The sequence below is a fragment of the Streptomyces adelaidensis genome (genome assembly GCF_016598475.1).
Taxonomy (GTDB): domain Bacteria; phylum Actinomycetota; class Actinomycetes; order Streptomycetales; family Streptomycetaceae; genus Streptomyces; species Streptomyces adelaidensis.
In genome coordinates this window covers 1-21,004 of sequence record NZ_JAEMUX010000031.1, presented here as the reverse complement: position 1 = coordinate 21,004, position 21,004 = coordinate 1, and the positions used below count along the sequence as shown (strand labels likewise).

15 protein-coding genes and 1 pseudogene are annotated in these 21,004 nt (G+C 71.9%); 9 read left to right on the top strand and 7 right to left on the bottom strand.

Going from position 1 to position 21,004, the window contains the following annotated elements; genetic code table 11:
* Window positions 1-81 precede the first annotated feature (81 nt).
* The gene (locus I8N67_RS19445; protein ID WP_200304469.1) at window positions 82-825 is read left to right on the top strand and encodes a hypothetical protein; all 744 of its coding nucleotides are present in this window, start codon (window positions 82-84) and stop codon (window positions 823-825) included.
* On the opposite strand, the gene I8N67_RS19440 is transcribed toward I8N67_RS19445, so the two are convergent.
* Window positions 726-1,532 carry a hypothetical protein gene (locus tag I8N67_RS19440; protein WP_200304415.1) on the bottom strand — a complete coding sequence of 269 codons (807 nt, stop codon included), beginning with the start codon at window positions 1,530-1,532 and terminating at the stop codon, window positions 726-728. The two genes, I8N67_RS19445 and I8N67_RS19440, sit on opposite strands and share 100 nt — an antisense overlap.
* Window positions 1,533-1,593: 61 nt before the next feature.
* On the opposite strand from I8N67_RS19440, the gene I8N67_RS19435 reads away from it, so the two are divergent.
* Window positions 1,594-2,412: an adenosylcobinamide-GDP ribazoletransferase gene (locus I8N67_RS19435; RefSeq protein WP_200304414.1), complete on the top strand. Its 819-nt coding sequence runs from the start codon at window positions 1,594-1,596 to the stop codon at window positions 2,410-2,412.
* 22 nt (window positions 2,413-2,434) lie between these two features.
* On the opposite strand, the gene I8N67_RS19430 is transcribed toward I8N67_RS19435, so the two are convergent.
* The 5 genes and pseudogenes from I8N67_RS19430 to I8N67_RS19410 form a co-directional block, all read right to left on the bottom strand.
* Window positions 2,435-3,250, bottom strand: coding sequence for an endo alpha-1,4 polygalactosaminidase (locus I8N67_RS19430; RefSeq protein WP_200304413.1), 816 nt, complete (start codon window positions 3,248-3,250; stop codon window positions 2,435-2,437).
* Entirely contained in the window at window positions 3,247-3,927 is a 681-nt protein-coding gene (locus I8N67_RS19425) for a spherulation-specific family 4 protein (protein WP_307835288.1), read from the bottom strand. Before I8N67_RS19425 ends, I8N67_RS19430 begins: the two co-directional genes overlap by 4 nt.
* Before the next feature lie 44 nt (window positions 3,928-3,971).
* Entirely contained in the window at window positions 3,972-5,471 is a 1,500-nt protein-coding gene (locus I8N67_RS19420) for a hypothetical protein (protein WP_200304411.1), read from the bottom strand.
* Window positions 5,468-6,916 (bottom strand): annotated as a pseudogene (gene pelF, locus I8N67_RS19415) (GT4 family glycosyltransferase PelF); the annotation flags it as partial. The gene I8N67_RS19420 and the pseudogene pelF, both read right to left, overlap by 4 nt.
* A complete protein-coding gene (locus tag I8N67_RS19410) occupies window positions 6,838-9,162 on the bottom strand; it encodes a hypothetical protein (RefSeq protein ID WP_234045943.1) in 2,325 nt (774 codons plus the stop codon). The gene I8N67_RS19410 and the pseudogene pelF, both read right to left, overlap by 79 nt.
* A 497-nt stretch (window positions 9,163-9,659) precedes the next feature.
* On the opposite strand from I8N67_RS19410, the gene I8N67_RS19405 reads away from it, so the two are divergent.
* The 7 genes from I8N67_RS19405 to I8N67_RS19375 all read left to right on the top strand — a co-directional run bounded on the left by I8N67_RS19405 (window position 9,660) and on the right by I8N67_RS19375 (window position 20,550).
* Complete coding sequence (locus I8N67_RS19405; protein ID WP_200304409.1) at window positions 9,660-11,195, top strand: leucyl aminopeptidase; 1,536 nt, start codon at window positions 9,660-9,662, stop codon at window positions 11,193-11,195.
* Window positions 11,196-11,471: 276 nt separating this feature from the next.
* A complete protein-coding gene (lpdA, locus tag I8N67_RS19400) occupies window positions 11,472-12,860 on the top strand; it encodes a dihydrolipoyl dehydrogenase (RefSeq protein WP_200304408.1) in 1,389 nt (462 codons plus the stop codon).
* Window positions 12,861-12,984: 124 nt separating this feature from the next.
* Window positions 12,985-14,790 carry a 2-oxoglutarate dehydrogenase, E2 component, dihydrolipoamide succinyltransferase gene (sucB, locus tag I8N67_RS19395; RefSeq protein ID WP_200304407.1) on the top strand — a complete coding sequence of 602 codons (1,806 nt, stop codon included), beginning with the start codon at window positions 12,985-12,987 and terminating at the stop codon, window positions 14,788-14,790.
* 319 nt (window positions 14,791-15,109) lie between these two features.
* Window positions 15,110-15,751, top strand: coding sequence for a GntR family transcriptional regulator (locus I8N67_RS19390; RefSeq protein ID WP_200304406.1), 642 nt, complete (start codon window positions 15,110-15,112; stop codon window positions 15,749-15,751).
* Window positions 15,752-16,121: 370 nt separating this feature from the next.
* A complete protein-coding gene (gene aceE / locus I8N67_RS19385; RefSeq protein ID WP_200304405.1) occupies window positions 16,122-18,827 on the top strand; it encodes a pyruvate dehydrogenase (acetyl-transferring), homodimeric type in 2,706 nt (901 codons plus the stop codon).
* Between the two features lie 149 nt (window positions 18,828-18,976).
* Window positions 18,977-19,972: a helix-turn-helix transcriptional regulator gene (locus I8N67_RS19380; protein WP_200304404.1), complete on the top strand. Its 996-nt coding sequence runs from the start codon at window positions 18,977-18,979 to the stop codon at window positions 19,970-19,972.
* Between the two features lie 56 nt (window positions 19,973-20,028).
* Window positions 20,029-20,550, top strand: coding sequence for a DUF4240 domain-containing protein (locus I8N67_RS19375; protein ID WP_200304468.1), 522 nt, complete (start codon window positions 20,029-20,031; stop codon window positions 20,548-20,550).
* A 45-nt stretch (window positions 20,551-20,595) separates the two neighbouring features.
* Here the strand turns inward: I8N67_RS19375 and I8N67_RS19370 are convergent, their stop codons facing one another.
* Entirely contained in the window at window positions 20,596-20,877 is a 282-nt protein-coding gene (locus I8N67_RS19370) for a hypothetical protein (protein ID WP_200304403.1), read from the bottom strand.
* Window positions 20,878-21,004 lie beyond the last annotated feature (127 nt).

Below are 21,004 nucleotides of genomic sequence, written 5' to 3'. Positions count from 1 at the left end.
CCGGTCGGTCTTCGAATGTGGTGGGCACCTCGACGCGGGGTCGGTGCTGCGGCTGTGGGGATCACGGATGAGGGCGTGTACATGAAGGGGGCCGTCGTCCGCTGGGCCCGCGTCGAATGGGGGCTCCTGTACGGGGCCGTGCGCCCGGCCGTCGTCCACCGGCGCCTGCGGGCGGTGCCCATGACGGTCGCCGCCGTCTGTCTGACGACTGTCGTCCACCTCGTGCACAACCAGTCCTGGGGCTACCGGCTCGTCGAGAACGTCGGTGCCGTACGCGCCGAGGACCCGCTCCGGCTCGCACTGCTGCGCACGCCGCTCTCCCTCTTCGTACCGGCGCTGGATCTGCCCGTGTGGGGTGCGCTCGCGCAGATCCTGGTCGTGTTCGGGATCGCGGAGATCTGCCTGGGCAGACGGCGGACACTGGCCGTCGCGTACCTCGCCACGCTGGCCGGCACGTTGTACGCGCGGGTGGGCATCGCGCTCGGGCCGGACGTCTTCTTCGTGGGGCTGCCCGCGTCGGACGCGCGGGTCGTGGACACCGGGCCGTCGGCGGCGGTGGTCGGGCTCGCCGTGTTCGTGGGGTGGCGTTGCCGGGCGTATGTGACGGCGGGCGCGGTGGTCGTGGCGATGGTCGTCGAGGTGCTGGTGAAGGAGAACCTGGCGGGCAAGGAGCATCTGGCGGCGATCGGGGCGGTGCTGGTGCTGTGCGGGGTCGTCGCCGTACGTCAGCGGCGTTCCGCCGGGCCGGACGGTCCCGCCCGACCGGCTCCCGGCTCCAGTTCCGGTGCCGGTGTCACGTCCGGGGTGCCGCCGATCCAGTCCTGAAGGCGGCGGCTCGGTCCGATCCAGCGGCGGTCGTGGCGGTAGGCGCGCAGCCAGGAGCGGGCGCGGGCACGCGGGCGGCGTCGGTAGAAGCGGCGGGCCCAGGCGGAGGTGGGGCGGGCCAGGCGGATCGCGCCGATGACGGCGATGAACGGGATGATCACGCCGAAGATCGCCGTGCGGGCCTTGCCCTTGCTGAGGGCGATCAGGGCGATGGCGAAGTTCGTCCCCATGCTGAGCAGGACGGCGCCGCGGTTCTGGAGTTCCTCGTCGCTGAGGTCGTTGACGCCGAGCGGGACGAAGCCGACCAGCATCAGGCCCACGAGGGCGGCCGTGAGTACGACCACTTCGACGCTCTGGCGGCCCGCCTCACTCCAGTACACGTCGTCGAGGTGCAGGATCAGGGCGAACTCGTCGAGGACCAGGCCCACCCCCATGCCGAAGAGCACGGCGGAGATCAGCGTGCCCAGGCCGTGCCCGTCGCCGGCCACCGAGCCGAAGCCGCCGGCGACGGTGAGGACGACGCCGGGGACGACATGGTGGATGTGCACGCCGCCGCTGCCGCTGACGTTGCGGAAGGGGCCCTTGCCCGCTCGGATCAGCCGGGTGATGAGCCTGGTGATCAGGAAGGTGAGGATGAAGGCCGTGAGGGCGAGGAGCAGCGGCAGTTTGCCCGGCTCGATGACGTTCCGTTCCCACCAGTGACCCATATGTGAACTTTATCCACCACCGGCTCCGGGCGCCGCCGAGCCCGCCGGATAGCCTGCGCCGGTGTCCACGACCCCCGAGCCCGAGCCGACGGATCCGTCCGCCCGCCCCACGCTCTGCGACGGCCTCCGTTTCGCTTTCGGCACCCTGACCGTGCTGCCGGTCCGCGTGACCCGCTGGGACCGCGAGGCGGCACGCGTCGGGATGCTCTGCGCGCCCGTCGCCGGGCTGGTCGTCGGCCTGGTCTCGGCCGCGCTCGGCGGCCTCCTCCTGCTCCTGGGCGCGGGGCCGCTGCTCGCCGCCGTGGCCTCCGTCGCCGTACCGGCCGTGCTCACCCGGGGCCTGCACCTGGACGGGCTCGCCGACACCGCCGACGGGCTCGGCAGCGGCAAGCCGGCCGAGGACGCCCTGCGGATCATGAAGCAGTCGGACATCGGGCCGTTCGGTGTCATCGCCCTCGTGCTCGTCCTGCTCGCCCAGGTCGCCGCGCTCGCCGAGGCGTACGGGCAGTCCTGGGCGCTGGGCGCGCTCGCGGCGGCCGTCTCGGCGACCGCCGCCCGGCTGGCCCTGACGCTGGCCGCGCGCGGGGGTGTTCCGGCCGCCCGGCCCGAGGGTCTCGGGGCGGCGGTGGCGGGCGTGGTGCCGGTACGGCGAGCGCTGCTCGTCGCCGGCCTGGTCCTCTGCGCGGCGGCGGGCACGGCGGCGCTTCTCGGGCCGTACGACATGGGCCGTACGGTCGTCGCGGTCGTCCTCGCCTGTGGTGCCGCCGAGTCGCTGCTTCGGCACTGCACGCGGCGGTTCGGCGGGGTGAGCGGTGATGTGTTCGGCGGGCTGGCGGAGACCGCGGCGACGGCGGCGCTGGTCGTGTTCACCCTCGGGTGATCCCCTAGGGGCCCTCGGGTGATCAGCAGGCCTCGCGCCACACCCCCAGCTCCCACTTCTTCAGCAGCGAGCTGAGCTCCAGGCGCCGGGCCTCGGGGCAGAAGTCGTCCGTCTCCCTCTCGTACTCGACGTGGAAGACGGCCTTGCCGGCGTCGATGAAGGGCGTCAGGTCCTCGCACTCCTCGTACTGGGCGCACTGCTCGTTGACCGCGAAGTCGAAGTCGTCGACGAGTTCCGGGATCTGGTCGAGGTCGTTCTTCAGGCCGACCGCGAGGCCCCGTTCGTGGGCGAGGCGGGCGATGAGGCGGTTGTAGCGCAGTTGGTCGGTGGCCTTGAGGGGGAAGCCGGTCTCGTTGCGGTAGCCGTCCATGTTGTCCGGCTCGACCGCGTCGAAGCCCTTCTCCGCGCACATGTCGATACGGGCGGCCATGAGGGGTTCGAGGACGTCGGTCTCGCGGATGTCGAGCCAGCGTTCGCCCTCCCAGCCGTTGCCCTTGCCTATGACCGACTTCGGGAACTCGTCGGCGTCCGGGCGCCAGTCCTCCCAGGCGCCGGTCGACAGATAGCAGATGACCTTGCGGCCGTCGTCGTGCAGCTCGGCGACCGTGTCGGCGGACCGGTCGAAGCCGTCGATGTCGTAGACGGCGACGTCGACGGAGGTGTCCAGGCGCCCGCTGAGCTGCCACTGCCAGTCCGTGCCGGGCTCCGGCTGCCAGCGGGCGCCCGCGCCTGTGCCGGTCTCCCGGCCGGTGCCCGGCTTGTCGTCGGGGGCGGCCGTGCAGCCCGCGGCCAGCAGGAGGAGGGACAGCAGGGCGCTGCGGGTGAGGACGCGGCTCATCGGGTGGGCTCCAGGGCGTGCGGCAACGTACCCCAGGGATGATCCCCCACGCCGGGCACCGCGCAGTGCACGGAGGCGCCGCGGGTCCGGGCGAGGGCGGCCACGTCGGCGTCCGGCGGCGCCCCGTGCACCAGATGGCACGCCCGCACGCCGAGGCCGCCACGGCCGCCCGGCCACGGCGTGAACGGCTCGTCCCGGTACGTCTCCCAGCTGCCCTCGAAGGTGACGATGAGGTCGGCGACACGGGCGTAGGCGGGGTGCGGCGGGGTGCCGGGGTTGAGGGCGAGCGTGGCGTGGCCCGCGCTCCAGACGGCCGCCGCGAGCCGCCGGTAGTAGTCGAACTCGCCCGGCCCCGAGGCCACTTGGTCGAGAAACGTGCCGTCGGTGCCGTACCAGGCGCGGTACCGGGTCAGATCGCGTACGACGTCGGTGACGGGTCTGCGGCCGTAGTCGGTGTCGGCGTAGCCGAGGAGGCGTACGCCGGCGGTCCGCAGCCGGCCCGCGACCTGGATGAAGGCCGGGTCGGGGGCGTCGCCGGGGCCGTCGGCCGGGTTCAGGACGACGCCGTACAGCAGGGGTGCGGCCGCGATGAGGGCGTTCCATTCGGCGGGGCGGTGGGAGGGGTGCTCGTAATAGGGGACGAGGAGGGAGGCGCGGGTGGAGACCGCCGGCTTCACCGGTGTTCTCTTCGGTGTTCTCTTCGGTGTTCTGTCCGGCGTTGTCATCGGTGGGCCGTCGCCCTTCCCAGCAGGCCGCAGACGAGGGCCGTCTGGAGGCCGGCCGCGACGCCGTACACGAGCAGGCCGGTCAGATGCGGGTCGCCCGAGTACGTCACCAGGGCGACGGTCTGGGCGAGGGCGGCGGCGCAGCACACGGCGGCGGCGCCCGGGACCGCGCCGAACGACTGGAGCAGCAGGCCGGTCCAGAGCACCGCGCCCAGCAGGAGCAGGCCGGCGAGGTGGACCGCGTCGAGGTCCGGGGCGCCGGGCCACAGCGCGGCCGTGGCGTGGGCCAGGATCAGCAGGGTGGCGAGGTAGCCGGCGAGGCACTGCACCAGGGTCACGGACGCGGCGCGCCGGAAGGCACCGGTTGTGCTGGTGGAGCGCAGTCCGGCCAGGCCTTCGCTGCGGAAGCGGTACAGCAGCCATTCGGCGGGTCCCATGCTGAGCGTGAGTGCCACGGCGGCGGGTGCGGCGACCGCGCCGTGTCCCTCGTGGGCGATCAGGTCCCCGAGCGCCGCGTACAGCACGAGCACACCGGTGCCGAGGCCGCAGAAGGCGTACGGGAGGGAGGCGGAGAGCCGGGGAGAGCCGCCGGGGGTGCCGAGGCGCAGCAGGGCGACGAGTGCGGCCGCCCGGTTCCCTGCGCCCAACCCCCTCACCGCAGGCGCTACTTCGAGTCCGGCGAGAATGACGACCACCGCCAGGGAGCCGGCCGGCAGGGCGAGTCGTGACCAGTCGGGCACCGGCCGTACCAGGGCGAGGAGCGCGCCCGCCGCCATCGGCGACAGGCAGTACAGCAGCGCCCGTTCACGGCCCATCACCAGCAGGACGGTCGCGGCGCCGAGGTAGCAGGACTGTCCGGCGGCGAAGGCCACCGCGCCCGGAGCGCCGCCGCCGGCCGCGAGGAAAGCGGCCACCGCGCCGAGGAGCACGCCCGCCGGAGCACCGACGGCCAGGGAGCGGCGGGCGGCGTCGCGGTCGCCCAACCCGAGCCAGGAGTACGCCCGGTGGGCGAGCCCCTGGTTCCACATCCAGCCGCACAGGGCGCCGGCCAGCAGCGGGACCGTGCCGGCGGGGAGGCCGAAGCCGTCGTGGGGGCCGGTGAGGAGGGGGGCGCCCAGGAGGTAGCCGAGGCCGGGGAGGGCGAAGACCACGCCTCTCAGCAGGCAGCCCAGCAGATCGATCCGCCAGGGGTCGGGGGCCGGGCCGTCCGGTTCGGGACGGCCGCGCTCGACGCGCTCGTACAACTCCTCGGCGAGGGCGAAGGAGTTGCGGCAGCCGTACCGTTCGCGGATCTGGTCGTCCGTCATGCCGTCGGACTCCAGCAGGGCGGCCAGCTCGTCGGGGTGGACGGCGGCTGCCGCGGACTCCCGGAACCGCTCGGCGAGTTGGTCGATGGGGTCGGGCCGGTCCCAGCGCGGCGGCCGGCGGCGCTGCCGGGGAGCCGGCGAACCGGTGTCCCGCCGGGCACCCGGGGGCGTCGAGAGGCCGCCGCTCACCAGCCGCTTCCGTCCGTCGCCCCGGTCTGGTACCAGGGGTCGCGCAGTTCCACGGTCCAGTCGGCGACCGTCTCCGGCGTGGGCTCGTACACGGCCTCGTCGCGGCCCGCGAGTTCCCGGTAGATCGTGCGGAAGGCGTCCACGGAACGGCGGAGGGTGAACCGGTCGATGACCCGCCGACGGGCGGACGCGCCCAGTTCCAGGCGGCGTTCCTCGTCGTGGAGGAGGGTGAGCGCGGCGTCGGCCAGCTGCTCCGGCTCGCGCGGGGGCACGACGAGGCCGGTGTCGCCGACCGCCTCGCGGACCCCGCCGACGTCGGTCGAGACGGTCGTACGGCCGCAGGACATGGCCTCGATGATCGAGAACGGGAAGCCCTCGGAGATGGACGAGAGCATCACGAGGTGCCCGGCCGCGTACGCCCGCCACACCTCGTCGACGCGGCCCTCGAAGGTGAGCCCGTCCGTGACGCCCAGTTCGGCGGCGAGCTTCTCCAGCTCGGTGCGGTAGGCCTCGCCGCCGGGCGGCACGGGTCCGAACAACCGCAGTCTGGTCGCGGGGAGTTCGGCGCGGACCAGGGCGTACGCGTGCAGCAGCGTCTCCAGGTCCTTGACGGGGTCGACGCGGCCGCACCAGGTGAGGGTGGGGATGTCGGGCTCAGGGCCGGCGTGCGGGAAGGCGGCCGGGTCGACGCCGTTGTAGACCGTACGGATCTTGTCGGCGTCGGCGCCGCCGCGCTCCTCCCAGCGGCGGTTGTACTGGTTGCAGGGCGTGATGAGGTCGGCGGCGCGGTAGCCGAGGGCGGTCAGCTCGCGGTGGAAGCCGAGCATGAAGGCCTTCACGGGCCACCGCTGGTCGCCGGCGCGGTGGCCGAGGTAGCGCTCGCGCAGATAGATGCCGTGCTCGGTGAGCAGGAACGGCACGCCGTCCAGCTCGCGGGCGGCGAGCGCGGGCAGCGTCGCCAGGCCGCCGCTGACGGCGTGGGCCACGGAGTCCTCGGGGATACGGGCGCCGAGCGGGCGCAGGGCGTGTTCCAGCAGGTCCGTCGCGGTGAGCGCGTCGTGGACCGTGGGGCACGCGGCGGCGGTCGTCAGGTGCGGCATGGTCCAGATCCAGATCAGCGAGCGCAGCGCGGATTCCGTGCGCAGGGCCGCCGACAGGCATCCGGCGCGGGCCAGTTCGGCCAGTTCGTACAGTGCCTCGCCGAAGTCGCAGGACGCGTCGGGGTCCAGCACGGCGAGCAGGAGCCGTTCGTAGGAGTCGGTGAAGCGGCGGCGGGCCCCGCCGTACGGGGCGTGTGCGCGGCCGGGGCGCGGGCCCCAGGTCGGTACGGAGGTGTGCCGGTACACGTTCGGCGGCAGTTCCCAGGTCACGGGTTCGCGGCCGGTGCCGGTGAGCGACACGAGATGGAACTCGACGTCGGGCATGCCCTTGACGAGCTGGTCGCACCAGGTGCTGACCCCGCCGTGGACATGCGGGTAGGTGCCTTCGGTGAGCATGGTGACATGACGGCCGTTGCGCATCGCTGCGCCGCTCCCCCCTGTTGTGCGGATGATGTGTGGGGAACTGCGGCCCCGGACCCCGGCTGCGGGTCCATCGGGGCTGGTCGCGCAGTTCCCCGCGCCCCTTTGGGGGCGCTGCCGCTGGGCCTCGTCGCGCGCTGAGGCAGCTTGAGCTCGACAGCGGTCTGCAACGGTGCGGGCGTGGTCCAAGCTGAGCGCCCTCCCGCGTACGGCGTACCGAACGCGGTGGTCCCGACGGGGAGTTGCTTGGTGGTGCCCTCCGGTGCGGTCACTGGGATCTGAGTCCCGGACGGGGCGGTCACCGTCACCGTCGTGCCGATCCGGTACGCCGTCACCGTGCCGTTCGCGACGGCGCTCTGCCAGGCGGCCCGGCGTTTCAGCTCGGTGCCGATCGCGCTCTGCCGGGGGTTCTCCAGCGGGGTGTCGGCGGCGAAGAGGCCCCGGTAGTCGGCGAGCACCCGGTCCAGGACCGGGTAGAGCAGCCGGTCCTCGGCCAGGTTGGACTGGTGCGCGTAGTGCGGTCGCGGGTCGTTGCCGACGGCGTGCAGCAGGGCGGTACGGGCCTCCTGCGGGACGATGTGCGAGGCGTAGCCCGTGGCCGGGTCGAGCGGGGCGGCCAGACAGGTGGAGGCCGCGTTGTTCTCGCAGACCCCGCTGCCGCCGTCGGCCGCCGAGGTGTAGACCCAGTTGTACTCGTCGACCATCTCCGCGGCCGTGCCCACGTTGAAGTACACGTTCATCGGATGGCGCGGCACGGTCAGCGCGGGCCCCACCGGACGCTGGGCCGACTCACGGGAGTTGTCGGCGGCGATCCATGTGACACCGTTGTCGGCGAGGGCGCCCGCGAGGTTCGGGTTGTCGTCCGGCTGCTGCGGCAGCGTCCGCAGACCGGAGTGCTCGCCCGTCACCAGCTCGCCCTGCCGCACCGGGAGGCCGTGCGCGACCGCCCAGTCGTGGTTGTCGCGGATCTGCTCGGCGATCTCGGCTCGGCCGAGGTAGCGGGTGGTTCCGTCCGGGTTCTTCGCGCAGCTCCACGGGACGGTCGAGGTGTCCTGGACACAGCCGAGGTACTGGTGCGTGTAGGTGTGGTTGACCCAGCGGTAGGCGTTCCGGTCGGCGAGCAGTCGGTCGGTGAGGGCGTCGGTGCCGCCGTGCGCTGCCTTCCACTCCTCGCCGCTGCCCCCGTTGTAGACCAGGTCGAGGGTGAAGCCGCCGGCCTGCTGCCACTGCCTGGCGTACACCGCGTCGGCGGCGGTCATCCGGATCGGCTCGGTGTCCCCGGCCTCCCCGCCGCCGCAGTCGAAGCCGCCGGTCGTGCAGTTGTCCGTGGTGTCCCAGCGGCTGTCGGGGGCGAAGACGTCGTCGACGTGGACGGCGAAGTAGTTCCGGCTCCGCCCGAGGTGCACCCCGCCCGTCAGCCACTCGACGATCCCGCGGGCCAGTACCCGGAACTGCCGCTGGTGCTGGTTGTAGGCGAAGGTGACGACCAGTTCACGGCGCCCGTCGTGGGCGTACTCGCCGACCAGGCTGCCCCGGCCGCTGCCGCCGGGCACCGCGATGTCGAGATAGCTGGTGTAGCCCGTCCGGGGCCGGGCGACGAAGCCGTAACTTTCATGAAGGGTGGCCGAGTTGTCCTCGAAGGCGAGCTGTCCGTCCAGGTAGCCGAAGTGGCCGCCCCGGCCCGCGTCGGTGACCTCGGCCTCGCGGCCGTCGAGGGTGCCGGCCCAGCCGCCCTCGCTCGTGTGGTCGAGGCCGACACCGGGGTGCGCCCAGGTGTAGGCGTCGACCTGCGGGACGCCGTACGTCCGCTCGTACGTCTCCAGGGCGCTCTGCTCGGCCGAGTCCGCGCCGAACGGGGCCTCGTTGGGCAGGACCACGCCCTGGTACTTGGCGCGTGGGGTGCCGCCCACCGTGTCGCTGAGGAAGGCGGCGTCGATGGTCGGGCGGTTCGCGTCGGCGAGGTTCACGCGGGTGTACGGGATGCCGGTGCTCCGCAGTTCGGCGGCGATGGCCTGGACGGGGCTGTCGCCGTTGTCGACCAGCAGCACCTTGAGGTCGATACGGGGCCGGCCGGCCGCCGACGCCCCCGGTATGCCGAGGCCCGCCGCCAGCAGGCTCGCGGTCGCCACGACGGTGGCGGCGTTTCTCCATCCGGGCACGCGGTGCGCCATGTTCGCCCCTCCCAAGAAGATCCGCCGAGGCCGGACTGAACGTCCGCGCCGAGGGGAATCTGTGGAAATGATGCAAACCGATGAGCTGATCACTCACCGGCGGGACGAGTGTGACCCAGGTCATGGCATACGAGGGCGCGAAAATGACCATGACGCCACATAGGGGTGAACGCCCGCAGGAGTGATCGAAATCGGGGCCTCGACGCTACGCGCGGAGACTCTCGAAGCTACGCGCGAAGACCTGCGAACTCGCGAAGCCGGCCCGGCGACAAGGGATCCCCCTATGGCGAAGACATGGGGATCTCCCTGCACGGACGGCGCCGAAATTCAGGGAGGCTGGTCGCTGCGGACGCCGCGCGGACCGTGTGCGGACGCCGAGTACGGAACCGGCCTCGCGCCCCAGATCCGATGGGCCGAACAGGGCCTAGGCTCGTTCTCTGCACGGCAACCCATCCGTTCGGCCACCGAAACTCAATCGGAAGCGAGATTTCACCACCGTGACTGCTCTCACTCTCAGCACCGCCGCCGCGTCGGGCCTCCGTGCCGACGCAATCGTGGTCGGCGTCGCGAAGGGCGCCAAGGGGCCGGTCGTAGCGCCGGGCGCCGAGGCCGTGGACAAGGCGTACGACGGCAAGCTGGCCGGCGTCCTGGAGACCCTCGGCGCCTCGGGCGCCGAGGGCGAGGTGACGAAGCTGCCCGCGCCGTCCGGCTTCAAGGCGCCGCTCGTGGTGGCGGTGGGCCTGGGAGCGGTGCCGGAGAAGGACGGCTCGTTCGGCGCGGAGGAGCTGCGCCGGGCGGCCGGTGCCGCGGCCCGCGCGCTGTCCGGTTCGAAGAAGGCCGCGTTCACGCTGCCCCTAGCGGACGCCGCCGCCGTGGGCGCCGTCGCCGAGGGCGCGCTGCTCGGCGCGTACTCCTTCGACGTCTACAAGGGGAACGCGCCTTCGGACAAGGCCGCCAAGGCGAAGAACGGCAAGGCCCCGCTCGCCGAGGTCGCCCTGCTCGGCGCCAAGTCCCGCGACCGCGCCCACAAGGCCGCCGCCGACCGTGCCGTCGCGGTGGCCGAGGAGCTGAACCGGGCCCGCGACCTGATCAACATGCCGCCGAACGACCTCGACCCGGAGGCCTTCGCCGCCGTCGCGCAGGCCGCGGCCAAGGAGCACGGCATCAAGGTGACCGTCCTCGACGAGAAGGCCCTCGCCAAGGGCGGCTACGGCGGCATCCTCGGCGTCGGCGCGGGCTCCGCGGCCACGCCCCGCCTGGTGCAGCTGTCGTACACCAGCTCCAAGGCGAAGAAGCACCTGGCGTTCGTCGGCAAGGGCATCACGTACGACTCGGGCGGCATCTCGCTGAAGCCCGCCGGGCACAACGAGACGATGAAGTGCGACATGAGCGGCGCGGCCGCCGTGTTCGCCGCGGTCGTCGCGGCCGCCCGGCTCGGCCTCGAGGTCAACATCACCGGCTGGCTCGCCCTCGCCGAGAACATGCCGTCCGGTTCCGCCACCCGCCCGGGTGATGTGCTGCGCATGTACAGCGGCAAGACGGTGGAGGTGCTGAACACCGACGCCGAGGGCCGGCTCGTGCTGGCCGACGCGCTCGCCAAGGCGTCCGAGGACAAGCCGGACGCGATCGTCGACGTGGCGACGCTGACCGGGGCGATGATGCTGGCGCTGGGCAACCGGACGTTCGGGATCATGGCGAACGACGACACCTTCCGCTCCGCGGTGCACGAGGCCGCCGAGGAGTCCGGTGAGCCGGCGTGGCCCATGCCGCTCCCCTCCCACCTGCGCAAGGGGATGGACTCCCCCACGGCCGACATCGCGAACATGGGCGAGCGGTACGGCGGTGGGCTGGTCGCCGGTCTCTTCCTGAAGGAGTTCGTGGGCGAGGGCATCACCTGGGCGCACCTGGACATCGCGGGTCCGGCCTTCAACGAGGGAGGGCCCTTCGGGTACACGCCGAAGGGCGGGACCGGGACGGCTGTGCGGACCCTGGTGCGGCTGGCGGAGTTGGCCGCCTCGGGTGACCTGGGCTGAGGCCGCGCCCGATAGCCCGATCCATGCCCTTGCTACGGCGGCTCGCGGCCGTATGTGGTTGATCGCGCGGTTCCCCGCGCCCCTCAAAAGGGGCGCGGGGTTTTCTGTGGGACGTCTCACACAGCAGCCCGGCGTCTCGTTCGGTGGTGACAAGTGCGAAGATGGGGCTCGGCAGGACAGGGCCCCCACCACAGGGCCGAAGAAGAGCGGCCGGACACCAGCCGCCGCGCGGTCGTGGACGACCGGCGTACGGCGCACATGCATGGAGGACGTGACGTGGCGAACGACGCCAGCACCGTTTTCGACCTAGTGATCCTCGGCGGTGGTAGCGGTGGTTACGCCGCGGCCCTGCGCGGGGCGCAGCTGGGACTGGACGTCGCCCTGATCGAGAAGGACAAGGTCGGCGGCACCTGCCTGCACCGGGGTTGCATCCCCACCAAGGCCCTGCTGCACGCGGGTGAGATCGCCGACCAGGCCCGCGAGAGCGAGCAGTTCGGTGTCAAGACCACCTTCGAGGGCATCGACATCGCCGGGGTCCACAAGTACAAGGACGGTGTGATCTCCGGCCTGTACAAGGGCCTCCAGGGGCTCGTCGCCTCCCGCAAGGTGACGTACATCGAGGGTGAGGGCCGGCTGTCCTCCCCCACCTCCGTCGACGTGAACGGCCGGCGTGTCCAGGGCCGCCACGTCCTGCTGGCGACCGGCTCCGTGCCGAAGTCGCTGCCGGGCCTGGAGATCGACGGCAACCGGATCATCTCCTCGGACCACGCCCTCGTCCTGGACCGGGTACCGAAGTCGGCGATCGTCCTCGGCGGCGGTGTCATCGGCGTCGAGTTCGCCTCCGCCTGGAAGTCCTTCGGTACGGACATCACGATCATCGAGGGCCTCAAGCACCTGGCGCCCCTCGAGGACGAGAACTCCTCCAAGCTTCTTGAGCGCGCCTTCCGCAAGCGCGGCATCAAGTTCAACCTGGGCACCTTCTTCTCCAAGGCCGAGTACACCACCGACGGCGTCAAGGTCACCCTCGCCGACGGCAAGGAGTTCGAGGCCGAGCTGCTGCTGGTCGCGGTGGGCCGCGGGCCCGTCTCCGCCGGTCTCGGCTACGAGGAGCAGGGCGTCGCGATGGACCGCGGCTACGTCCTCGTCGACGAGTACATGCGGACGAACGTCCCCACCGTCTCGGCCGTCGGTGACCTGGTCCCGACGCTCCAGCTCGCGCACGTCGGCTTCGCCGAGGGCATCCTGGTGGCGGAGCGTCTGGCCGGTCTCAAGGCCGTCCCGATCGACTACGACGGTGTCCCCCGGGTGACGTACTGCCACCCGGAGGTCGCCTCCGTGGGTATCACCGAGGCCAAGGCCAAGGAGATCTACGGCGCGGACAAGGTCGTCGCTCTGAAGTACAACCTCGCGGGCAACGGCAAGAGCAAGATCCTCAACACCTCGGGCGAGATCAAGCTCGTCCAGGTCAAGGACGGTGCCGTGGTCGGCGTCCACATGGTCGGCGACCGTATGGGCGAGCAGGTCGGCGAAGCCCAGCTGATCTACAACTGGGAAGCGCTGCCCGCCGAGGTCGCCCAGCTCATCCACGCCCACCCGACACAGAGCGAGGCGCTCGGCGAGGCCCACCTGGCCCTCGCGGGCAAGCCGCTGCACTCGCACGACTGACCCGCCACCGGCCGGTCGCCCGGACTTTCCCGGGCAGGCCGGCCGCCCGGCCCCCAGTCACCGCGTCGCAGTGGGCGCGTCGACGACCACAGACTTCCGCAATCGTTAAGGAGCAACAGAAACCATGGCGGTTTCCGTAACCCTTCCGGCGCTCGGCGAGAGCGTCACCGAGGGCACTGTCACCCGCTGGCTGAAGGCCGAGGGTGAGCGCGTAGAGGCCGACGAGCCGCTGCTCGAAGTCTCGACCGACAAGGTCGACACCGAGATCCCCTCCCCCGCCGCCGGCATCCTGGCGTCCATCAAGGTCGCCGAGGACGAGACCGTCGAGGTCGGCGCCGAGCTGGCCGTCATCGACGACGGCACGGGCGCGCCCGCCGCCGCCCCGGCCCCCGCCGCTGCCGAGGCTCCGGCTCCGGCCGCCGAGCCGGAGCCCGCCCCGCAGTCCACGCCCTCCACCGAGCAGGCCGCTCCCGCGCCGGCCCCGACCGCCGAGGCCGCCACCGGCGGTGGCTCCGCCGAGGGCACCGACGTGGTCCTCCCGGCGCTCGGCGAGTCCGTCACCGAGGGCACCGTCACCCGCTGGCTCAAGGAGGTCGGCGACTCCGTCGAGGCCGACGAGCCGCTGCTCGAGGTCTCCACGGACAAGGTCGACACCGAGATCCCGGCGCCCACCTCCGGTGTGCTCCTGCAGATCGTGGTCGCCGAGGACGAGACCGCCGAGGTCGGTGCCAAGCTGGCCGTCATCGGCGCCCCGGGTGCCGCGCCCGCCGCCGCTCCGGCCGCCCCGGCGCCGGCGCCCGCCGCCGCTGCCCCGGCTCCGGCCGCGCCGGTCGCCCCGGCCGCTCCGGCCCCCGCGCCGGTCGCCCCGGCCGCTCCGGCTCCGGCGCCCGCCGCTGCTCCGGCCGCGCCGGTTGCCGCGCCCGCCCCGGTCACCCCGGCTCCGGCTGTCGCCGCTCCGGCCGCCGCGCAGGCCACCGACGAGGGTGCCTACGTCACCCCGCTGGTGCGCAAGCTCGCCGCCGAGAACGGTGTCGACCTGGCCGCCGTCAAGGGCACCGGCGTCGGCGGCCGTATCCGCAAGCAGGACGTCATCGCCGCCGCCGAGGCCGCGAAGGCCGCTGCCGCGGCTCCGGCCCCGGTCGCCGCTGTGACTGCCGGGGGCCTTGCCGCCGCCCCGTCGAAGAAGGCTCCGGTCCTGGAGGTCTCCCCCCTCCGCGGCCAGACCATCAAGATGCCGCGGATCCGCAAGGTCATCGGCGACAACATGGTCAAGGCCCTGCGCGAGCAGGCCCAGCTGTCCTCGGTCGTCGAGGTCGACGTGACCCGCCTGATGCGTCTGCGGGGCCAGGCCAAGGACTCCTTCGCCGCGCGCGAGGGCGTCAAGCTCTCCCCGATGCCGTTCTTCGTGAAGGCGGCGGCCCAGGCGCTGAAGGCCCACCCGGCCATCAACGCCCGGATCAACGTGGACGAGGGCACGATCACCTACTTCGACACCGAGAGCGTCGGTATCGCGGTGGACTCCGAGAAGGGCCTGATGACCCCGGTCATCAAGCACGCGGGCGACCTCAACATCGCCGGTATCGCCAAGGCCACCGCCGACCTGGCGGGCAAGGTCCGGGCGAACAAGATCACCCCGGACGAGCTCTCCGGCGCGACCTTCACCATCTCCAACACCGGCTCGCGCGGCGCGCTCTTCGACACGATCATCGTGCCGCCGAACCAGGTCGCGATCCTCGGCATCGGCGCGACGGTCAAGCGCCCCGCCGTCATCGAGACGGAGGAGGGCACGGTCATCGGCGTCCGCGACATGACCTACCTCACCCTCTCGTACGACCACCGCCTGGTCGACGGCGCCGACGCGGCCCGTTACCTGACGGCGGTCAAGGGGATCCTGGAGGCGGGCGAGTTCGAGGTCGAGCTCGGCCTGTAGAGCCTCGCTGATCAGCCACTGATCGGCCACCGATCAGCCGTTGGTCAGGGCTTTCTGATCACAGTACGAAGGTGCCCCCGTCCGGAGCTTCCGGACGGGGGCACCTTCGTCATGCCGTGCGCCGACGGTGGCCCGGTGGGCGGGGTCGCGCCAAAGCCTGGCCGGTACGGGCCTTTACAGAACTGCCTTTCCTGGCGGCGTGTAAGTCTCGTCTCACCTGCGAGAAAGCGTCCCCGTGCGCCTCTCACCGGCGGGGTCGCGGCTTTATTGTCTAGAGGTCAACGCCCTTGGGGCTCTGTCCCCCGCCGAAGGAGCCCGCATGACCACCGCGCCCGTCGTCCACTCGCTGCGCGAACAGATCCGCGAGCACATCGTGGAGGGGATCGTGAGCGGGCGGTGGCAGCCGGGTGAGCGGATCGTGGAGCGGCGGATCGCGACGGAGCTGGAGGTCAGCCAGACTCCCGTGCGGGAGGCGTTGCGCGAGCTGGAGTCGCTGAGGTTGATCGAATCCGCGCCGAACAAGGGCGTACGTGTGCGGAATCTGACGGCGGCGGATCTGGAGGAGAGCTATCCGGTGCGGGCCGGGCTCGAGGCGATCGCGGCGGAGCTGGCGGCGGAGCGGTTGGCCGGGGACTGCTCGGCGTTGGAGCCGCATGTCGCCGCCCTGTACGAGGCGGACCGGGACTCCGACGGTACGGCGCAGGTGCGGCACACGGTGGCGTTCCACCGTGAGCTGGTGCGGGCGGCCGGGAACTCGGTGCTGCTGCACACGTGGGAGGGGCTGGGCATCGAGGTCTTCACCGCCCTGTCCATCCGTTGGCTCGGCACCGTCCAGCAGTCCTACGCCGAGGAGCACGAGGAGTTGGTCGCCGCCTTCCGCCGCCGCGACCCGCGTATCGCGGACCTGGTCAAGGCCCACGTCCTGGGCTGCGCCCCGCACACGGGCGACGACCCCTCGTAACACGGGTTTCCTCGCCCCCGCCCGCCCCTACCCCTCCCATCCCCGGGGCTCCGCCCCGGACCCCGCTCCTCAAACGCCGGAGGGGCTGGATTGATGCGCAGCCCCCAGGGACGGCCCCGCTGATACGCCGCCCCACCTGCAAAAACCCCACCCCGCCACGGCACCCGGTGTCTCCGCCGGAGGCACCCCGTGCCGACTTTCTCGTGATCAAGAGGTTTTGCCCGGCAACCCTTTGATCGATCATCGATCAGCGAGTTACAGTCACCGACGGGCTTCCACCGAAGCCCGCCGCCCTGTCCTGCCAAAGACAAAGGGCAACCCCCTACCCCATACCGATGAGGGAACCCCTTCGACTGAGGAAGGCGGCGCTATGACCGACCCCAACGCCATCCAGCCGAGCGCGCTCGACCAGCTCCCCGACCGCGATCCGGAGGAGACCGCCGAATGGCAGGCCTCGCTGGACGCCGTCACCAAAGCGGCCGGGCCGCACCGTGCCGCATACCTGATGCGCCGCACCCTGGAGCGCGCGGAGGGCAACGGCATCGCGCTGCCCAAGCTGCTGGAGACGGACTACGTCAACACCATCCCGACCGCCGCCGAGCCGAGCGCGCCCGGTGACGAGGAGATGGAGCGGAAGATCACCGCGTGGAACCGCTGGAACGCGGCCGCGATGGTCACCCGCGGCAGCAAATACGGCGTCGGCGGCCACATCGCCACCTTCGCCTCCGCGGCCTGGCTCTACGAGACCGGCTTCAACCACTTCTTCAGGGGCAAGGAGGCGGACGGCTCCGGCGATCAGCTCTACATCCAGGGCCACGCCTCCCCCGGCATCTACGCCCGCGCCTTCCTGGACGGCCGCCTGACCGAGCACCACCTCGACAACTTCCGCCGGGAGTCCGCCGGCAACGGCCTGCCGTCGTATCCGCACCCCCGCCGCCTCCCCTGGCTGTGGGAGTTCCCGACGGTGTCGATGGGCCTCGGCCCGCTGTCCGCGATCTATCAGGCCCGCTTCAACCGGTACCTGACCAGCCGCAACATCAAGGACGTCTCGAACTCCCACGTCTGGGCGTTCCTCGGCGACGGCGAGATGGACGAGCCCGAGTCGACGGCGGCACTCGCCCTCGCCTCCCGCGAAGGTCTCGACAACCTGACCTTCGTCATCAACTGCAACCTCCAGCGCCTCGACGGCCCGGTCCGCGCGAACTTCAAGATCGTGCAGGAGCTGGAGGCCCAGTTCCGCGGCGCCGGCTGGAACGTGATCAAGTCGCTGTGGGGCTCGGCGTGGGACGAGCTGTTCCAGCTCGACACCACGGGCGCGCTCGTACGCCGGCTGCGCGAGGTACCCGACGCCCAGGTCCAGACGTACCAGACCCGCGACGCCGCCTACATCCGCCAGGACTTCTTCGGCGCCGACCCGGCGCTCGTCGAGATGGCGAAGCTGCTGAGCGACGACAAGATCTTCGAGTGCTTCCACCTCTCCCGAGGTGGTCACGAGGCGCGCAAGGTGTACGCGGCGTACAAGGCGGCCGTCGAGTTCAAGGGCGCCCCGACCGTCATCCTGGCCCAGACCGTCAAGGGTCACACCCTCGGCGAGGGCTTCGCGTCGAAGAACGCCAACCACCAGATGAAGAAGCTGACGGTGGACGAGTTCAAGACAATGCGCGACCTGCTGGAACTGCCGATCAAGGACAGCGACTTCGTCGACGGAGTCGTGCCGTACGGCCACCCCGGCACGGACTCCCCCGAGGTCCGCTACCTCCAGGAGCGCCGCGCGGCCCTCGGCGGCCCCGCCCCGGCCCGCCGTACGCACGCGCTCGCTCCCCTGCCCGCCCCGGCCGAGAAGACGTTCACGTCGTTCGACAAGGGCTCCGGCTCGCAGAACATCGCCACGACCATGGCCTTCGTACGACTGATCAAGGACCTGGTCCGCGACAAGGAGAGCGGCCGGCGCTGGGTGCCGATCGTCCCCGACGAGGCGCGCACCTTCGGCATGGAGAGCCTCTTCCCGTCCCTCGGCATCTACTCGCCGAAGGGCCAGACGTACGAGCCGGTCGACCGCGACCAGCTGATGTACTACAAGGAGGCCAAGGACGGCCAGATCCTCAACGAGGGGATCACCGAGGCCGGCTCCATGGCGGACTTCATCGCCGCGTCCACCGCGTACAGCACGCACGGCGAAGCGATGATCCCGTTCTACATTTTCTACTCGATGTTCGGCTGGCAGCGCACGGCCGACCAGATGTGGCAGCTCGGCGACCAGCTCGGCCGCGGCTTCCTCGTCGGCGCCACGGCCGGCCGTACGACCCTGACGGGCGAGGGCCTCCAGCACGCCGACGGCCACTCCCCGGTGATCGCGGCGACCAACCCGGCGGCCATGACGTACGACCCGGCCTTCGCCTACGAGGTCGCGGCGATCGTCAAGGACGGGCTGCGCCGTATGTACGGCGAGGCCGCGCCCGGCGAGGACCAGAACGTCTTCTACTACCTCACCGTCTACAACGAGCCGATGCCGCAGCCCGCGAAGCCGGCCGGACTCGGTATCGACGAGGGCATCGTCAAGGGCCTGTACCGCTTCAACACGGTCGAGTCGGCGGGCCTGAACGTGTCCGCCGCGAGCGCTCCCCGCATCCAGCTGCTCGGCTCCGGCACGGCGATCCACTGGGCCCTGGAGGCGCAGAGACTCCTCGCCGAGGAGTGGGGCGTGGCGGCCGACGTCTGGTCCGCGACCTCCTGGAGCGAGCTGCGCCGGGACGCCCTGGAGGCGGACGCGGCCCTGCTGCGCGGCGAGGAGCGGGTGCCGTTCGTCCGCCAGGCCCTGCAGGGTGCCGAGGGTCCGGTGCTGGCCGTCTCCGACTACATGCGTCAGGTCCCCGACCAGATCGCGCAGTGGGTCGAACAGGACTACTCGTCACTGGGCGCGGACGGCTTCGGCCTCTCCGACACCCGCGAGGCGGCCCGCCGTCACTTCGGGGTCGACGCCCAGTCCATCGTGGTCGCGGCCCTCGCGCAGCTCGCGCGGCGCGGAGAGCTGAAGGCTTCCGCGGTGAAGGAAGCGCGGGAGAAGTACGGGTTGTAGTTTCACTGCCGGTCGGTGGGGGCTGGTCGCGCAGTTCCCCGCGCCCCTGAAAGACGGGGCTGCGCCCCTGCCTTTCGTCTTTGGGGCCGCGGGGAACTGCGCGACCAGCCCCCACTCACCCGCACCCACCCGCCCGGCATCATGAACACATGCGTGCTGCCCGCCTCATCAAGATGGTGCTGTTGCTGCAGTCCCGTCCGTCCATGACCGCCGCCGAGCTGGCCCGGGAGCTGGAGGTGTCGGAGCGGACGGTCACCCGGGACGCCCAGGCGCTGTCGGAGGCGGGGGTGCCGGTGTATGCGGACCGGGGCCGGGCCGGCGGATACCGGCTGATCGGCGGCTACCGGACCCGCCTCACCGGCCTGGCCCGCGGCGAGGCCGAGGCGCTGTTCCTCAGCGGTGTGCCGGGGGCGCTGCGGGAGATGGGCCTGGAGGACGCCGCCTCCGCCGCCCGGCTGAAGGTGTCGGCGGCCCTCATGCCCTCCCTCCGCGACGCCTCCCGTACCGCCGCTCAGCGGTTCCATCTCGACGCCCCGAGCTGGTTCAAGGAGCCGAAGACCCCCGAGTTGCTGCCCGCCGTGGCCGACGCGGTGTGGGACGACCGGCGGATCGTCGCCCAGTACCGGCGCGGGGAGGCCGAGGTCGAGCGGGAGTTGGAACCGTACGGGCTCGTGCTGAAGGCGGGGGTCTGGTACGTGTGCGCCCGGGTCGCGGGACACGGGTCGTACCGGGTGTACCGCATCGACCGGTTCACCGCCGTGGACTCCGGTGACGAGCGGTTCGAGCGGGACGAGCGGTTCGATCTGCCGGGCTTCTGGGACGAGCGGGCCGAGCAGTTCGCGCGGTCCATTCTGCTGGCCGAGGTCGTGGTGCGGATGTCCCCGGGCGGGGTGCGCAGACTGCCGTACGCCGTCGATCCGCAGTCCGCGCGGGAGGCGCTGGAGGCGGCCGGCGCCCCGGACGGGGACGGGTGGGTGACGCTGACGCTCCCGGTGGAGTCCGAAGAGGTCGCCCACACCCAGCTCGCGGCGCTCGGGCCTGAGGCCGAGGTACTGGCGCCGGAGGAACTGCGGGCGCGGTTCGCGAGCGACGCGATACGGCTGGCCGCGCTGTACGACCCCCGGGGCGCGTCATCCCGCCCATAACAATCCGCCACACTCCACGTGCGCCCCACCCGCCCAGGCCCGATGCTTGACCCGTGATGGACGAGACGGAGTTCTGGGAGCTGGTGGACGCGACCCGTGAGGCCGCCGGGGGTGACCCCGAGGACCAGGCCGATCTGCTGGTCGATCGGCTGCTCCAGCTCGACCCGGACTCGGTCCTCGACTTCGCCCGGCACTTCGAGTCCCGCTACAACCGCGCATACCGCTGGGACCTGTGGGGCGCCGCCTGGCTGCTCCTGGACGGGGCCAGTGACGACGCCTTCGACTCCTTCCGGTGCTGGCTGATCGGCCAGGGCCGCGAGGTCTTCGAGGGCGCCCTGCACGGCGACCCGGACTCGCTCGCCGACCTCCTGGACGACTTCGACGAGGAGATCGACGGGGACGGCGAGGAGCTGGGCTACGCCGCTGACGAGGCGTACGAGCAGCTCACCGGCGTGGTCGCCCCGGACCTCGGCCTCCCGCCCCAGCCCGGCGAACCCGAGGGCACCCCGATCGACTTCGAGAACGAGACCGCGCTCGCGGAGCGCTATCCGAAACTCTGGGAACGCTTCCGGGCGTAGACCTGTTCTGGATCTGTTCCGCAGATCTGTTCCGCTCGGGCCTGTTCAGGCCCGCAGCCCGCGGCTCGTGTCGCGCGGCAGGTACGCGTACTGCTCGGCCGTCTGCGGCTGGGCGTGCGGGCGGTGCCTGCCCGGGGCCGGGTGCTCGGGGGCCGAGGCGCCGTGCAGCGGCGCGGAGTTGGCGCGCTCCAGTGCGGACGCGGTGACGGCGGACGGGCCGAGCACGACGACGGCGGTCGCGCAGGCCACCGTCCAGGGGCTCCACAGGGCCGAGGACCAGGACTTCTTCGGGTTGCGGGCCGTGTTCTTCGTACGACTGCTGATCATTTTCCCCACCTCCGGTCGGCGTGACATGACGAAAGTAGGGCGCGGATCTTGGAGAAGTCTGTGAGAGCCCGGCGCGCTGTCTGTGAACGTCATGAGAACCGCCTCAACCAGATGAGAGCAGCGTCTA

Bases quoted from the DNA above. Each gene is read 5' to 3' on its own strand.
- I8N67_RS19445 (WP_200304469.1), top strand. From the start codon at position 82: ATGAAGGGGGCCGTCGTCCGCTGGGCCCGCGTCGAATGGGGGCTCCTG.
- I8N67_RS19440 (WP_200304415.1), bottom strand. From the start codon at position 1,532: ATGGGTCACTGGTGGGAACGGAACGTCATCGAGCCGGGCAAACTGCCG.
- I8N67_RS19430 (WP_200304413.1), bottom strand. From the start codon at position 3,250: ATGAGCCGCGTCCTCACCCGCAGCGCCCTGCTGTCCCTCCTCCTGCTG.
- I8N67_RS19410 (WP_234045943.1), bottom strand. From the start codon at position 9,162: ATGGCGCACCGCGTGCCCGGATGGAGAAACGCCGCCACCGTCGTGGCG.
- sucB (WP_200304407.1), top strand. From the start codon at position 12,985: ATGGCGGTTTCCGTAACCCTTCCGGCGCTCGGCGAGAGCGTCACCGAG.
- I8N67_RS19390 (WP_200304406.1), top strand. From the start codon at position 15,110: ATGACCACCGCGCCCGTCGTCCACTCGCTGCGCGAACAGATCCGCGAG.
- aceE (WP_200304405.1), top strand. From the start codon at position 16,122: ATGACCGACCCCAACGCCATCCAGCCGAGCGCGCTCGACCAGCTCCCC.
- I8N67_RS19380 (WP_200304404.1), top strand. From the start codon at position 18,977: ATGCGTGCTGCCCGCCTCATCAAGATGGTGCTGTTGCTGCAGTCCCGT.
- I8N67_RS19375 (WP_200304468.1), top strand. From the start codon at position 20,029: ATGGACGAGACGGAGTTCTGGGAGCTGGTGGACGCGACCCGTGAGGCC.
- I8N67_RS19370 (WP_200304403.1), bottom strand. From the start codon at position 20,877: ATGATCAGCAGTCGTACGAAGAACACGGCCCGCAACCCGAAGAAGTCC.